Source organism: Clostridium sp. DL-VIII (genome assembly GCF_000230835.1).
GTDB lineage: Bacteria > Bacillota > Clostridia > Clostridiales > Clostridiaceae > Clostridium.
In genome coordinates this window covers 290,637-307,319 of sequence record NZ_CM001240.1, presented here as the reverse complement: position 1 = coordinate 307,319, position 16,683 = coordinate 290,637, and the positions used below count along the sequence as shown (strand labels likewise).

Annotated in this window: 14 protein-coding genes; 5 read left to right on the top strand and 9 right to left on the bottom strand. The window is 29.2% G+C overall.

Annotation, left to right across the window (positions count from 1 at the left end):
- Positions 1 to 116 precede the first annotated feature (116 nt).
- Entirely contained in the window at positions 117 to 1,226 is a 1,110-nt protein-coding gene (locus CDLVIII_RS01450) for an HD-GYP domain-containing protein (protein WP_009167693.1), read from the top strand.
- A gap of 75 nt (positions 1,227 to 1,301) precedes the next feature.
- Here the strand turns inward: CDLVIII_RS01450 and CDLVIII_RS01445 are convergent, their stop codons facing one another.
- From CDLVIII_RS01445 to CDLVIII_RS01410, 8 genes are all read right to left on the bottom strand, one after another.
- Entirely contained in the window at positions 1,302 to 1,538 is a 237-nt protein-coding gene (locus CDLVIII_RS01445; RefSeq protein ID WP_009167692.1) for a hypothetical protein, read from the bottom strand.
- A gap of 360 nt (positions 1,539 to 1,898) precedes the next feature.
- Positions 1,899 to 5,108, bottom strand: coding sequence for a carbamoyl-phosphate synthase large subunit (gene carB, locus CDLVIII_RS01440; protein ID WP_009167691.1), 3,210 nt, complete (start codon positions 5,106 to 5,108; stop codon positions 1,899 to 1,901).
- Positions 5,109 to 5,122: 14 nt separating this feature from the next.
- On the bottom strand, positions 5,123 to 6,172 hold the full coding sequence (gene carA, locus CDLVIII_RS01435) for a glutamine-hydrolyzing carbamoyl-phosphate synthase small subunit (RefSeq protein WP_009167690.1): 1,050 nt from the start codon (positions 6,170 to 6,172) through the stop codon (positions 5,123 to 5,125).
- Between the two features lie 583 nt (positions 6,173 to 6,755).
- Positions 6,756 to 7,535, bottom strand: a complete 780-nt coding sequence (locus CDLVIII_RS01430; protein ID WP_009167689.1) for an SDR family NAD(P)-dependent oxidoreductase — start codon at positions 7,533 to 7,535, stop codon at positions 6,756 to 6,758.
- Positions 7,536 to 7,824: 289 nt separating this feature from the next.
- Positions 7,825 to 8,184 (bottom strand): methylglyoxal synthase, encoded by a 360-nt coding sequence (mgsA, locus tag CDLVIII_RS01425; RefSeq protein ID WP_009167688.1) that lies wholly within the window; start codon positions 8,182 to 8,184, stop codon positions 7,825 to 7,827.
- A 191-nt stretch (positions 8,185 to 8,375) separates the two neighbouring features.
- Positions 8,376 to 9,620 carry a glutamate-5-semialdehyde dehydrogenase gene (locus CDLVIII_RS01420; RefSeq protein ID WP_009167687.1) on the bottom strand — a complete coding sequence of 415 codons (1,245 nt, stop codon included), beginning with the start codon at positions 9,618 to 9,620 and terminating at the stop codon, positions 8,376 to 8,378.
- 11 nt (positions 9,621 to 9,631) lie between these two features.
- Complete coding sequence (gene proB / locus CDLVIII_RS01415; RefSeq protein WP_009167686.1) at positions 9,632 to 10,447, bottom strand: glutamate 5-kinase; 816 nt, start codon at positions 10,445 to 10,447, stop codon at positions 9,632 to 9,634.
- Positions 10,448 to 10,648: 201 nt separating this feature from the next.
- On the bottom strand, positions 10,649 to 11,296 hold the full coding sequence (locus CDLVIII_RS01410; protein WP_009167685.1) for a hemolysin III family protein: 648 nt from the start codon (positions 11,294 to 11,296) through the stop codon (positions 10,649 to 10,651).
- Between the two features lie 222 nt (positions 11,297 to 11,518).
- Here CDLVIII_RS01410 and CDLVIII_RS01405 point away from each other — a divergent pair, with 222 nt between their 5' ends.
- Together CDLVIII_RS01405 and CDLVIII_RS01400 are read left to right on the top strand one after the other, a co-directional pair.
- Entirely contained in the window at positions 11,519 to 12,112 is a 594-nt protein-coding gene (locus CDLVIII_RS01405) for a DUF1836 domain-containing protein (protein WP_009167684.1), read from the top strand.
- Between the two features lie 227 nt (positions 12,113 to 12,339).
- Entirely contained in the window at positions 12,340 to 13,938 is a 1,599-nt protein-coding gene (locus CDLVIII_RS01400) for an ATP-binding cassette domain-containing protein (protein WP_009167683.1), read from the top strand.
- An 82-nt stretch (positions 13,939 to 14,020) separates the two neighbouring features.
- Here the strand turns inward: CDLVIII_RS01400 and CDLVIII_RS01395 are convergent, their stop codons facing one another.
- Entirely contained in the window at positions 14,021 to 14,593 is a 573-nt protein-coding gene (locus CDLVIII_RS01395; RefSeq protein ID WP_009167682.1) for a TetR/AcrR family transcriptional regulator, read from the bottom strand.
- A gap of 363 nt (positions 14,594 to 14,956) precedes the next feature.
- Here CDLVIII_RS01395 and CDLVIII_RS01390 point away from each other — a divergent pair, with 363 nt between their 5' ends.
- Both CDLVIII_RS01390 and CDLVIII_RS31785 read left to right on the top strand, forming a co-directional pair.
- Entirely contained in the window at positions 14,957 to 15,850 is an 894-nt protein-coding gene (locus tag CDLVIII_RS01390) for a phosphatidylserine decarboxylase (protein ID WP_009167681.1), read from the top strand.
- 327 nt (positions 15,851 to 16,177) lie between these two features.
- Complete coding sequence (locus CDLVIII_RS31785) at positions 16,178 to 16,567, top strand: hypothetical protein (protein ID WP_035301631.1); 390 nt, start codon at positions 16,178 to 16,180, stop codon at positions 16,565 to 16,567.
- The last annotated feature ends 116 nt before the right edge of the window (positions 16,568 to 16,683 follow it).

Genomic DNA, 16,683 nt, shown 5'->3' with positions numbered 1-16,683 from the left:
TAATAATTCTTAACCTTATATCTATCTTTTTCTTTTAATATTTTTCATATTGAGGTATAATATTACATTTAATTTATGATATAATAATTATTATTAATGTTGTGAGGTATATGATTATGCGATTAGTTCCAATTGAATGTATTAGAGAAAATTCGTTATTAGGTCAAAATATATATACTTCTAATGGGAAATGCCTGCTTCGAGCTGGGCTAATGTTGACTAATGCTAGACTTAAAAAGATCAGAGAATACAAAATATTTTCTTTATATATAATTGATGATTATAGCTATTCTGAAATAGAAGAAGTAATAAAACCAGAATTACGTCAAAAAGCCATATCTGTAATTAAAGAAACTTTTTCTGATATAGAACGAATAGCTTCTACACATACTTTTGAAAAGCGTAACATTGCTGACTATACTAAACAAGAAAAAAGATATTTTAATTCAATTAATAGAATTGCAGAAGAACTGTTAGATAATGTTTTAGCTAATAAAAATGTTCTATTTTCATTGGTTGATATAAAAAGTATGGATAATTACACCTATTCTCATTCAGTTAATGTTGCTGTAATATCACTTATACTTGGTATTGGCCTTAATCTTTCTAAAAGGAGCTTAATTCACCTTTGTATTGGAGCATTAATTCATGATATAGGAAAAATATTTATCCCAAAAGAAATCCTGCAAAAACCTGGCAAACTGACTCTTGAGGAGTATGAAATAATAAAAAGACATCCAAAGTACGGATATGACTTCTTAGGGAAATTCTCAAATTTAAGTGCTCATATTAAGTTAATAGTTTCACAGCATCATGAAAGGTTTGACGGATTGGGTTATCCTAATAGAATTTTAGGCAAAAAAATTAGCCCTTTAGCCAGAATCGTAAGCATTGCTGATGTTTATGATGCATTAACTTCTGATAGACCTTATAAAAGAGCTATGTGTCCAAACGATGCCTTGGAATATTTAATGTCTAACTCAGGTACACTATTTGATTATGATATGATTAGTACATTTTGTAAGATTATTATAACCTTCCCTCAAGGAACAATTGTAAGTCTTAGTAACGGGGATATAGGAGTAGTTGAAGAAACTTTTCCAAACTATCCATTAAGGCCTATGGTTAAAATTCTTAAAAGTAAGCGTCCAAATAAAATTGGCTCTAAAATTAATCTAATCGAAAATCTTTCAATTGTTATTTCGAATATACAATACGAAATATGAATTAATCTCTAGTATGTTTTTTACTTATTTGATGTAATAAGATTAATATTCTTATACAATCAAATGTATTTAATATTAGTTTATTCTTTTTTTTCTGTATGCAAATGGATTTAAACTTGCTAATTCTTCAGCTTCCTCAAAACTTTTAGTTCTAAATACTAATGTCCACCCATTTTTATCATATTTTCCTGCACACATTATGTATTTTTCCTGTTTGCTCATATAGTTTCCTTGTCGATCTATTATTAAACTCCTAATATTATCAATGTTTTTACAATGCAATTTAACAAAAAAATTTCCCTCTTCTTTCATAGTACACATCTCCTTAGCAAACATATGTTCATTAATTGTATTATACAGAACATATGTTCACTTGTCAATATTTCATTTTATCAATAATTTTTTCAAATTAAAATAAAAAGTTAGATTTCATACATAAGAATAAATTTTATATAACTATAACTTAATTCCACACTTATTTTTAGAATAAATTGTCTACCCAATGCTTTCTCCTATTCGCGTTTTTAGAAGGTAATTTCTGTAACCATAAATATATCCGACTTTCAAAATTCAAAAATCTTATACTTTTCTGGGCATTGAAAAGGCTGGTATATATTAATATCCCAGCCTTTTCAAACGTTATATATGATTAATTTTATACGTTACTTATTTTTATTTTGCTATATTAAATACTTCTAAATCATTTTTTTGATCAAACTTTTCAAGTTCTACATCAGCTATTGCTCTTAATGTATCCAATGCAGTAATTACACCTAGATTTCTTTCAACAGCTGCTCTTCTTATTAGGAAACCATCTCTATTTGAATCATTTCCTTTAGTTGGAGTATTAACAACTAAATCAACTTCCCTATTCTTAACTATATCTAGTATGTTTGGTTCTTCTTCATCAATCTTTCTAATCTCTTCTACTTCTATTCCAGCTTCTCTAAGTAGTTCACAAGTTCCTGTTGTTGCAATAAACTTATATCCTACTGCTGCTAGATCCTTTGCTATAGGTAAAAATTCTGGTTTATCATGTTTATTAATTGTTGCTAGAATCTTTCCTTTTTCTTTTGATGGATACATATAAGCCCCTACAAAGCCTTTATATAAAGCTTCTTTTATATTTCTTCCTACACCTAAAACTTCTCCTGTTGATCTCATTTCAGGTCCTAAGCTTACTTCAACATTAGGTAACTTTTGAGTTGAGAATACTGGAACCTTAACTGAAACTAGTTCTGGCTCCTTATATACATCTACACCATATCCTAGATCCTTTAATTTAGCTCCAAGCATTACCTGTGTAGCTAAGTCTACTATTGGAACTCCACTTACCTTACTTATATAAGGCACTGTTCTAGATGCCCTTGGATTAACCTCAATTACATATAATTTCCCTTCAAATTCTATGAATTGAATATTTATCATTCCTTTAATTCCGATTCCTAAAGCTAATTTTTTAGTATATTCTAATACATCAGCTTTTATATTATCAGAAATATTTTGACTTGGATACATAGTAACGCTATCTCCAGAGTGGACACCAGCTCTCTCCAAGTGCTCCATAATGCCTGGTATTAATATCTGTTCACCATCTGATATTGCATCTACTTCTATTTCTCTTCCCATTAAATACTTATCTATAAGGATTGGATTCTTACTATCTTTAGCAAATGCATTTTCTAAATAGTATGTTAATTCATCTTCATCATGAGTTATTTCCATTCCCTGACCACCTATTACATATGAAGGTCTAACTAATACTGGGAATCCTAATCTACTAGCTTCTTCTAGGCCTTCTTTAAGTGACCATATTCCTTTACCTTTTGGTCTTGCTATTCCTAATCTTTCTAATAACTCATCAAATTTCTCTCTGTCTTCTGCCATATCTATTTGATCTGCTGTAGTTCCAAGAGTTACTATATTTTGTTCTTTTAGAAAATTAGCAAGCTTTATAGCTGTTTGCCCACCAAATTGAAGTATTACTCCATCTGGTTTTTCTTTCTCTATTATGTTTAAAACATCTTCTTCTGTTAATGGTTCAAAGTATAATTTATCCGATACGTCGAAGTCTGTACTTACTGTTTCTGGATTATTATTAACTATTATAGTCTCAATTCCAAGCTTCTTTAACGCTTTTACACAATGTACTGAAGCATAATCAAATTCAATCCCTTGACCAATTCTTATTGGACCTGAACCTATAACTATTACTTTCTTATTATTTGATACTTCAACTTCATCATATTGCTCATAAGTTGAATAATAATATGGAGATAATGCTTCAAATTCTCCACCACAAGTATCAACCATTTTATATGAAGGTTTTATATTCCAAATATCTCTTAACCTATATACGTCATCAGGACTAACCTTTAACATATCAGCTATAGCTTTATCTGAAAATCCTTTTTTCTTTAAATGGTATAACCATTCTTTGTCTAAATCCTCTATTTTACTCAATTTTAATCTTTGCTCTTCTTCAACAATCCATTTAATTTTTTCTAAGAAGAACATATCTATTCCAGTTATTCTATTTATTTTTTCTATTCTATAGTCTCTTCTTAGCATTTCTGCTAAAGCAAAGATTCTTTCGTCATCTGGAGCCATTACTCTTCTCTTAAGCTCTGACATACTTAATTCTTTGAATTTCTTATGATCTAAAGAGAATTTTCCTATTTCCAAGCTTCTAATTCCCTTTAAAAATGCCTGCTCAAAGTTAGCTCCAATCGCCATTATCTCTCCAGTTGCCATCATTTTTGTTCCAAGTTCTCTATCTGCACCAAAGAACTTATCAAAAGGCCACTTTGGTATTTTAACAACAACATAGTCAAGTGTTGGTTCAAAACATGCATAAGTCTTTTGAGTTACAGCATTTTTTATTTCATCTAATCCATATCCAAGAGCTATTTTAGCAGCAAGCTTTGCAATAGGATAACCAGTTGCTTTTGACGCTAGAGCTGAACTTCTTGAAACTCTAGGATTTATTTCTATAACTGAATATTCAAAGCTATTTGGATTTAATGAAAACTGTACATTACATCCACCTTCAATTCCAACAGCATTTATTATATTTATTGATGCAGTTCTAAGCATTTGATATTCTTTATCCGAAAGAGTCTGTGATGGAGCTACTACTATACTGTCTCCTGTATGTATACCAACTGGATCTATATTTTCCATGTTACATACAGTGATGCAGTTTCCATAGGAATCCCTCATTACCTCGTATTCTACTTCTTTCCAGCCCTTAACACTTTTTTCAAGTAAAACCTGACCAATTGTACTTAGCTGAAGTCCTGATTCTAGAATAACTTTAAGCTCTTCTTCATCATCAGCAATACCACCACCAGATCCTCCTAAAGTATAAGCTGGCCTTACTATAACCGGATAGCCTATTTTACCTGCAAATTCTAATCCTGCTTCTAACTCAGTTACAATCTCACTCTTTATTACTGGCTCTCCAATTCTATTCATCATATCTCTGAATAGTTCTCTATCTTCGCCTTCTTTTATAGATGCAATAGATGTTCCGATTACTTTTACATCGTATTTCTCTAATATACCAGCATCATGCAATTCTACTGCAAGATTAAGCCCTGTTTGGCCACCCATACCTGCAAGTAAACTGTCTGGTCTTTCTTTAGCTATAACTTTTTCAACAAATTCTAATGTTAATGGTTCTAAATAAACCTTATCTGCTACTTCCTTATCTGTCATAATTGTTGCAGGGTTTGAATTTATAAGTACAACTTCTATACCTTCTGATTTTAATGCTTCACATGCTTGAGTTCCTGAGTAATCAAACTCTGCTGCCTGCCCTATGACTATAGGACCTGATCCTATAACTAAAACTTTTTTTATATTCTTATTTAATGGCATTTTACTTACCCCTCCTATAGTGCATATTCTAAGAATTTATCAAATATGTATTCGCTGTCCTTTGGCCCTGCAGATGCTTCTGGGTGAAATTGAACCGAATATATTGGTAAAGTCTTATGCTTCATTCCTTCTACTGTTCCATCATTTATGTTTACATGAGTAATTTCCATATCATCTGGTAATTTTTCTACTACATATCCATGGTTTTGAGATGTTATATGCACAATATTAGCTTCTAAATCCTTGACTGGATGGTTACATCCTCTATGTCCGAATTTCAATTTAGTAGTTTTACCACCCAAAGCTAAACCTAATAGTTGATGTCCTAAGCAAATACCTACAATTGGCTTTTTACCAACTAATTTCTTTATATTTTCTATAGCAAAATCTAAATCTTCTGGATCTCCAGGTCCATTAGATAAAAAAACTAAATCTGGGTTTATATTTAATACCTGTTCTGCTGTAGCTGTAGCTGGAAATACAGTTAACTTACAGCCTCTCTTTTTAAAGTTCCTTATTATATTAGTTTTTATTCCAAAATCCATAATAGCAATATGCTTTCCTGTTCCCTCAACTACATAAGATTTACTTGTTGTAACATTTTTCACAGCTTCTTTAGTAGAGAACCCTGCTATTTTTTCTTTAACATACTCATCATCAACATCTTCAAGTGTTATGATTCCCCTCATTGTACCGCTGTTTCTTAAAACCTTAGTAAGTGCTCTTGTATCTATGCCTTCTAGTCCAATAACTTTTCCTTGTTTTAAGAAATCTTCTAATTCTAATTCACATCTAAAATTACTAGGTAAATCACATTTTTCTCTTACTATAAAACCCCTTACCTTTACTGAATCTGATTCCATATCTTCAAGATTAATTCCATAGTTACCTATTAAAGGATAAGTCATAGTCACTATTTGTCCGTAATAAGATGGATCAGTAAGAACTTCTTGATATCCTGTCATACCAGTTGTAAATACTACTTCGCCAACACTTTCTTTTAGGTACCCAAAAGCTTTACCTTCAAAAACCATACCATTTTCTAATATAAGCTTTGCCTTCATGCTCAAGCCTCCTACAAATATATTTTTGCTAAAACTACACCTTACATAAAACAAAAAGGATAATAAAGCTACAGAAAAACTGTATCTTCACTATCCTGTGATATACCTTGCAAATATTTGAATTCAAAAAATAAGCTATGAATTTTACTTTATGCTTTCAAATACCATAGTTATGCTCCCTTTTTGGCCTCACAGGACCAAGTTAAAGTGTATCTTAACTTTCTAAATTTTCTCTTTCTAACTATTCTAGTTGATAGGCGATGCTATGTCAAGATAAATTAAGGATAGTTTAATATTTAATATAGTTCTAATAATCTTCATTTATTAAAATAAATAATTTTCAAATTTTCATTTCTTATATCAATATTATCACATAAACTTAATTAGATAAAGTATAAAAATGCATTAATTTGAATTTTTATTCACGCTATGAATTATTTTAGTTATATGTAGATTCTTAAATAATACGTTATAATCATCTTTCTATTATATTCAATAATATTTATATTAATACACTTATCTAAAAAAGATACGTTAACTTACTATCATATAAATGCTCAATCACATAAAACTTATCATGACATTAATTATTATTCTTTAATATTATCCATCTTCCTAAAGCTCTCGGTATTAATTTATTTAAAAAAATCAATAATTTATTTTTACGTCCTGGAATTATTATTACCTTCCCCTTAAGAAACTTTAAATATGCTTCTTTAGCGACTATACTCGCATCCATCAAATACTTCTTTGATACCTCTGACTTTTTGATTCCCGATTTTTCTTGAAATGATGTCTTTACTGGTCCTGGGCAAAGACAACTCACTCTTACTCCTAAACTTTTAACTTCATCATGAAGTGCTTCCGTTAACGATAAAACATATGCTTTACTAGAATAATATATAGCCATCTTAGGTCCACCAATAAAAGCTGCTGTAGATGCTACATTTAATATTCCGCCTTCTTTTCTACTAACCATATCTTTTATAAAATATCTTGTAAGTACAGTTAATGAAATAATATTTACATTTATTAATTTTTCTTCAAAACCATTTTCCGACTCATGAAAAAAACCAAAGCTTCCCACGCCAGCATTATTAATTAAATTATCCACAATGAAATTTTTTTCTTCCACAAATTCTATTATTTTCTCACAAGCTTTATCCACAGACAAATCACATTCTATTACTTCTACTCTTATTCCATATTCTTTTTCTAAGCTATTCTTAATATTTTCTAATTTATATTTATTTCTGGCAGCTATAATTAAGTTATTTTTATCTGCTGCAAAAAGCTTTGCTAATTCAAAACCTATTCCTTCACTACCACCAGTTATTAGTGTATATCTACTTAAATTGTTCATATTTTACCTTCTTCTTAATACTTTTTATTTAGCTGATACAATTATATATAAAAACACTTAATACAGATATATGATTCATCAAAAAATTATTTTTATGATCTTCAATTATTTCATTAAGGCACATGAAAATAAATAACGAGTCCAAAATAGCATTGCAAGCGGACTTGTTATTTATTTAATAGTGCCTAAAATGAGCATAAAAAATAGAATTAATAATTCTTAAATTAAAGTAACTATTAATTCTATGTTTATACATACCCAAATTTATATGTTATAGCATGTCCATTGTTTAAAATTCTTTAATTATTAGTTCAGCTGTTCTAACATTAGTAACAACTGCAACGTTATGTACATTACAAACTCTAAGTAAAGCATTTACATCTGGTTCATGAGGTTGAGCAGTTAATGGATCTGTAAAAAATATTACTAAGTCAATTTTTCCCTCAGCAATACGTCCACCTAATTGTTGATCTCCACCATATGGTCCAGATAAATATCTTTTTATATCAAGCCCAGTTGCTTCTGATATTTTCTTTCCTGTTGTACCTGTAGCAACTAATTCATACTTAGCAAGTATATCCTTATACTTTTTTGAGAACTCAATAATTTCTTCCTTTTTTTTATCATGTGCTATTAAAGCAATTTTCATAGATTGTCATCCCCTTTTAATATTTTTGATACGTTTTCATATTGAAATTATACTATAACTTTGTATAATAAGAAAGATTGTTTACGTTAAACTTCATATTTTACCTCTCTTTATAATCTTCCAATATTAACGCTATATATAAAAATATAAGAGTATTCCTTAAAGATACCCTTATATTTAAATTTAATCACTTATCTGATTTGTCCATTTCCATAAATTATATATTTTATTGTTGTTAATTCCTTAAGTCCCATAGGACCTCTAGCGTGTAACTTTTGAGTGCTTATACCAATCTCAGCACCAAAACCAAATTCTCCTCCATCTGTGAACCTTGTTGAAGCATTTACATATACTGCTGCTGCATCAACTCTTTGTAGAAACTTTTGAGAATTTTTATAGCTTTCTGTTATAATAGCCTCTGAATGTCCTGTTCCATATTTATTAATATGCTCAATTGCTTCATTGACATCTTTAACTATTTTTACAGCCATTATATAATCTGAATATTCTTTTCCCCAATCTTCTTCATTGGCCTTTTCAATATCATCAATTATAGTTTGTGCTTCTTCATCGCCTCTAATTGCAACTCCATTTTCCCTTAGTGCTTTAACAGCTATAGGTAAAAACTCTTTTGCTATTTTTTCATTTACCAATAACTTTTCTGCGGCATTACAAACTGAAGGCCTAGATGCTTTTGCATTAACTGTTATATTTTTTGCCATTTCAAAATCACAATTTTCATCAACATATATATGACAATTACCTATTCCTGTTTCAATAACTGGAACTGTAGAATTTTTTAGAACTGCTTGAATTAAACCAGCTCCACCCCTTGGAATAAGAACATCTATGAATTCATTTAACTTCATCATTTCATTTACAATTTCTCTACTAGTATCTTCAACAAGTTGAACACAGCCTTCAGGTAACCCAGATCTTTGAATTCCTTTAGTTAACGCAGCCACTACAGCCTTATTAGAATTAATTGCTTCACTGCCACCTCTTAATATAACTGCATTTCCTGTTTTTAGACAAAGTCCTGCAGCATCGCAAGTTACATTAGGCCTAGCTTCGTAAATTATTCCAATAACCCCAAGAGGAACTCTTTTTTGACCTATTTGCAATCCATTTGGTCTTTGCCACATTGAAATAACTTCTCCCACTGGATCTTGAAGCTTAACAACGTCCTTTAAACCATCTGCCATACCTTCAATTCTTTCATAATTTAATGCCAATCTATCAAGCATAGCTTTTGACATTCCTTTAGCTTCTGCAGCATCTAAGTCTATCTTATTAGCTTTAATTATTTCTTCTTTTGCCTTAAGCAGTTCATCTGCCATGAATATTAATGCATCATCTTTCTCTTTTGTTGATGCAACGCCTAATTCATAAGATGCATTTTTTGCTTTTTGCCCCATCATTATTAATTCGCTCATTTTTCGGCCCCCTATTTTTTTATTTGAGATATAAATAACGTTCCTATTTCTTCACCATTTAAAATATCTAATATTATACCTGGTTCACTGCCATTAGCTAAAACCATATCTACACCTGATTGTGTAGCTGTCTTAGCAGCTGTTAACTTTGTAATCATTCCGCCAGTACCTAAGTTTGAACCAGCTCCTCCAGCACATTCCTCTAACTCTGGAGTTATTTTATGAATCTCACTTAATAACTTTGCATTATCATTATTTCTTGGATCTGAATCATAGAATCCATCTATATCAGATAATATTATTAATAAATCAGCATTAACTAAACATGATACTATTGCTGACAAATTATCATTATCACCAAATCTCACTATATTTTCTATTTCATCTATAGAGACTGTATCATTTTCATTTACTATTGGAATTATATTTTTCTCCAATAATGTTTCAAATGTGTTACATACATTTTCCCTAATATGATCATCTTCTACCACATCTCTTGTAAGAAGAACTTGACCTACTATGTGACTATATTCACCAAAAAATTTACTATATATATGCATAAGCTCGCATTGTCCTACTGCTGCTACTGCTTGTTTCTCTCTTATGCTTTCGGGCTTTTCTTTCAATTTTAACTTATTTACACCAACACCAATCGCTCCTGATGTCACAAGAGTAACTTGTTTTCCTGAATTAACTATATCAGAAAGAATTCTTGTTAATTTTTCAATTCTACATAAATTGATATTCCCATTCTCATAAGTTAATGTTGATGTTCCTACCTTTATTACTATTCTTTTTGCATCTTTTAATTTTTGACGAAAGCCCATTTCTACATCTCCTCAAAAGCATATTTATTTCTTATGTTTTATCTTACTATACCTAATATATCTTATCAAGTGAGTTTAATGCTTATTTTCTTAGGATTACATAAAAAGAACTAAAAGATACAACTATTGATCTTTTAGTCCTTCATATATTTTTATTCTCTAATTAAAGAAAATATGAAATTTCATCTTTATTTTTTATTTCTAAAGAATATATGCAAATACACAAATAAAATGGCAAAGTGTTCCCAGCATAATAAACACATGAAATATCTCATGTCTTCCAAATAACCATATTCTTATTTTATCAGATTTTAATGCATATATTACTCCACCTATTGTGTACATTAAGCCTCCAGCTACTAACCATATTAAACCTGCTATAGGTAGTACCTGAGCCATTGGGTATATAACAATAATTGCAAACCATCCAATGCCTATATACATTGTGCTGCTTAGCCATCTTGGACAAGTTACCCAGCATAACTTAAATGCTATACCTACCACTGCACATATTGTTACTGCCATAAATAAATTAAATCCTACTTTACCACTCAATGCAACTAGGCAAAATGGAGCATACGATCCTGTAATTAAAATAAATATCATTGAATGATCTAATCTCTTTAGCATTTTTATTACCTTGTCATTAGCTATAACTGAATGGTACGTAGCTGATGCACTATATAATAAAATCATGCTTACACCAAAAAACAATACTGATCCTAAGGTAACAGGAGATCCTTCGTTCTCATACACCTTAACCAACATAGCAATCAAAGCAAAAAGTGATAATACTGCGCCAATAAAATGAGTTAATCCATTAATAGGTTCTCTTAAATATTTCTCCATTTCAACCTCCCACTTATTTTACATGTAGTTTTAATAACTACATCATGATATATAAGTAATTATTCCATAACTACATCAATATTGCAAAAGTTATTTTTCTTTAATTTTCACTTCTTATTAGTATTTTACCCATAAATGCTTGAATTATCTACCTTATTCCATTAATATTGAAATTATAAGTAGAAAACATAGTTTTTATTACTATGTAAGGAGTGAAATCTTATGAATGACTTTAATATTGAAAACTATATAAATTCTCAAAAATCATCAAAGAATATTAGTTTAGATGATTTCCCAGAAATTGATTTGTATATGGATCAAGTAATGCAGCTATTTGAAAGTAAGTTAAACTATACTAAAAGAAATGATGATGATAAAGTTCTTACTAAAACCATGATTAATAATTATGCTAAAGGCAATTTATTAATGAAAATTAAAAATAAAAAGTATACTAAAAATCATCTAATTTTAATGAGCTTAATCTATAATCTAAAAGGTGCGTTATCGTTAACTGATATAAAGACAATTTTAACACCTATAGTTGATTCGTTTGAAAATGATCAAGATTATCCATTATATGATTTATATCAATCTTTTCTTGATATATATGACTTAAACTTAAAAGACCTAGACTCTTCTTCTAATGAAATATATGACAATATAAAACAAATAATAAATAATGAGAATAATATTTTAGGTGACTATGAAGAAAAATTCTTACTCATTTGCGCATATGTTAGCATGAGTAATCTCTATAGACGTATGAGTGAAAAAATAATAGATGAATGTTTTAATCATTCAAATAACTCTAAATAATACATTTATAAGTATTAATACAAAATTTTTATTTTATAGTAATACTTATAAATGTAAAATTTATTAATTGTATGATATAATAAGCAACATGGAGCGAACCTACTTATACAATGCATAATTAAGGAGAAAATACTTTTGATAACAAAAGCTTATTTTTATAAGTTCTCTCCTTAATTATGCATTGTATTATAATAATTACAAACTAAAAGAAATGAGGTAGAAAAAGATTGATAAACGTATCAAATGTTAGTCTAAGATTTGGTGGACGTAAACTTTTTGAGGATGTCAACCTTAAATTTACTCCTGGAAATTGTTATGGAGTTATTGGAGCTAATGGAGCTGGAAAGAGTACTTTTCTAAAAATACTTTCAGGTGAAATTGAACCTAATACTGGTGAAGTTATAATTGATTCAAATACAAGAATGTCAGTTTTAAAACAAGATCATTATAAATATGATGATTTTCAAGTTTTAGAAACTGTAATAATGGGGAATGAACGATTATATCAAATAATGAAAGAAAAAGATGCTATATATGCTAAACCTGATTTTTCTGATGAAGATGGAATTAAAGCTTCTGAACTAGAAGGAGAATTTGCCGAACTTAATGGTTGGGAAGCAGAATCTGAAGCATCTTCACTTTTACAAGGACTTGGAATAGGAACTGAACTTCATTTTAAGAATGTATCAGAATTAACTGGTGGAGAAAAAATTAAAGTTCTTTTAGCTCAAGCCTTATTTGGTAATCCTGGAATATTAATTCTAGACGAACCTACAAACGGCTTAGATTTAAAAGCCGTAAACTGGTTAGAAGACTTTTTAGGTAATTTTGATGGAATTGTTATAGTTGTGTCCCATGATAGACACTTCTTAAATTCAGTTTGTACTCAAATGGCTGATGTTGACTTTGGAAAAATCAAGGTTTATGTTGGTAACTATGATTTCTGGTATGAATCAAGCCAATTAGCTCTTCAAATGTCAAAAGACCAAAACAAAAAGAAAGAAGAGAAGATTAAAGAATTGCAGGACTTTATCGCAAGATTTAGCGCTAATGCCTCTAAATCTAAGCAAGCTACTTCTCGTAAAAAATTATTAGATAAAATCACCTTAGATGATATACAACCATCAAGCAGAAAATATCCTTTTGTAGGATTCAAACCTGAAAGAGAAGTTGGTAATGACATCTTAATGGTTAAAGATTTATCTAAGACTATTGATGGAGTTAAAGTTTTAGACAATGTAAGTTTTATGGCTAACAAAGGAGATAAAATTGCTCTTATTGGTAATGAAATAGCTGTAACTACACTATTTAAAATTTTATCAGGAGAAATAGAGCCAGATAGTGGAGAATTTAAATGGGGAATAACTATAACTACAGCTTACTTCCCTGCTGATAATTCAAAATACTTTGATGATTGTCATCTTTCTTTAGTAGATTGGCTTAGACAATATTCTGAAGAAAAATCTGAAAGTTATATTAGAGGTTTCTTAGGCAGAATGTTATTCTCAGGAGAAGAAGCCTTAAAAGAATCTAATGTATTATCTGGAGGAGAAAAGGTTAGATGTATGTTATCTAAAATGATGCTTTCAAATGCAAATGTATTAATGTTAGATCAACCTACTAACCATCTTGATCTTGAATCAATTACAGCTGTGAATAACGGCTTAAAAGATTTTAATAGTAATATACTATTTGCTTCTCATGACCACCAATTTGTTCAAACTATAGCTAATAGAATTATAGATATTAAAGACGATGGATCTATAGTTGATAGAACTATGACCTTCGATGAATATTTAGAATTTAGTAATTCTAATAATAAATAGTAAAAAAATAAGGAGCTGTTGCAAAATAGCTTCTTATTTTTTATATTGTGAACTTAATTAGCATCTAGTATATTAAATTTAATTAAACACTTACTCCTAATCCATTTAGCGTAAATTTTATTGTACAATCTATAATGGTCTCTAAATCTATTTTCTCATTATGTATTGATTCATATATCGCAGATGAACATAATGATCCAAAAAACTGAAATGCTAAAAGTTCAGTATCACCTTTTTTCACTACTCCTATTTCCATAGCACTCTTTATATTTACTTCAATCTCATCTATATATTTTTTTATTTTACTGCGTAATTGATTTTGTCTGTCTTCTGTTCCCCACAATTGGCTCATCACTACCTTGAAAAAACTAGTATAACCATATAAAAATGTTAATTGTATTCTGCATATACTTATTAACTTTTCTACTGGGCCAACATTCATTACCTGAACTTTAGCAACTTGATCCTGTAATATTTGAAGTCCTTCCTCAACAATAAAATTAAATATTTCTTCTTTACTTTTAAAATGATAGTATAAAGTTCCCTTTACCAAGCCTGCATTAGCAGCTATATCATCCATTGTAGCTCCTCTATAACCAGACTCAGAAAATATTTTTATTGCAGATTCAAATATTAAGTTTTTTGTTTTGTTCATAATACTTTTCCTCATTTCCTGTTTATGAATTTACATAAAAATGCTAGTAATATTATATCATCTGGTTTCTTATATCACCATTATTATACACTTTATCACTTTTTTACTACTACCAATACTTAGTTCAATTTTATTTTTGAATTTTTTATGATATATGATAAAATTAATAGTAATCTAAAAAATAAATTATGTCTGTTACACATAATTTATTGTAAGAATATCTTAACTAATATAAATTAATATACATAAAAATTAGTTAAAATATAAATAAAAATAAGAAATGGAGGATGCTTGTCATAACTGTAACATTATAAACCTGGATAGAATTCTATCTCCGCTTATAAAGTTCTGACAATTGTATTTATGATTCAAGTATATAATAGAACCACAAAATCTTACGAAGAGGAACTTGTTGCTGGAAAGAAATATATTGAATGGACATATGAATCTCCCATTGGCAAAAATATAACTGAGCTTATTGCTAAGAAAAAATTTTTTTCTAAAATATACGGAATGTTTTGTGATACGAAATTTAGTTCAAATAAAATCCCATCATTTATCGAGAATTTTAATATTGATATGACTATGTCGAAAAAAAAGATCAATGAATTTGCTTCTTTTAATGACTTTTTTACTAGAGAATTAACTTCTGAGGCTCGACCAATAAATAAAGATAAAAATATTTTAATTTCTCCTGGTGATGGAAGGATTACTGCTTATGAAAATATTGATTTAGATAATATAGTTCAAATTAAAGGTTTAACTTACAGCTTAAGAGAATTAATAGATAGTGATACTATTGCAAGCAAATATAGTAGCGGTGTATGTGTCATCTTAAGGTTATGTCCTACTGATTATCATAGGTTTCATTTTGTAGATTCAGGTATTCCTTATGAAAATCATCCTATTAAAGGTCATTATTATTCGGTAAATCCAATAGCATTAAAGGCTATTCCAAAACTTTTTTGTGAAAACAAGAGGGAATGGTCACTATTTAAATCAGATAATTTTAAAGATATATTACACATAGAAGTTGGTGCTACTTGCGTTGGCTCAATAATCCAAACCTATTCACCTCGTAACGAAGTAAATAAAGGTGATGAAAAAGGGTACTTTAAATTTGGAGGTTCAACAACTATATTATTTTTTGAGAAAGATTCTGTTAAAATAGATAGTGATATTATAGAACAATCAAAATGTGGCTTTGAATGTAAGGTTCTTCTTGGCGAACAGATTGGAATCAAAAGTAATCAATAAAATTGAATTCTTATAAATAAAAATTAAACTGCATTAAATTTAACATATATTTAATGCAGTTTAATTTTATGTTAAAAAATGTAATTATATGTATTCGAAATTTACTCTTTATTGTATAATTTGATACGTAATTGAAATATTTTCTTTTTTAATTAAATACTTTAAGGAATTAAGTAATGTTTTTCCTGATTTATCTTCTTTAATTATTAAGGATTATAAGTATATGTTTATATGTACATCACCATATTAATTTCCAATTAATTAAAGAAGAAAGGATATTTCTATATAGTAAAAAAATTATAAAAAATTTGCCAGACGGAATACAATATGATTAAAAGAATTACAAAATTTACAGGCTTAATGGCTTGTGCTGCTTCAATTATATCTCTTGTTCCAGTATATGCTGCTGATGTTCAAAATGTAGACACTCAGAATGGTACTACTTATAGTGCTAAAGCAAAAGGAAATGATATCTTTATTGATGGGGAGGTAAATGGTGCTGATGAAGCTTACTATTGGATATCTGACGATGGAAAATATAATAAGTTAGATGATGTTGATACCAATTCTACTATGACAGATGAATTAATGAATAAATACCTAGAAATAGATACTGGAGCTTCAGTTACTCTAAATAATACTAAGGATTCTTATGACTTAAAAGATTATGAATTAAATAAAAGCTGTTCTTCAAGAAGGAAAAGGGTATATTGCTGAAGTCGGTGATACTGTTTACAGATGGGCAAAACTCACAATATACAAAAGCACCGATCATGGAAACACATACTCACCTGTAACTGCTGCGGATAATCTTACATTCGGAGGCGATGCTA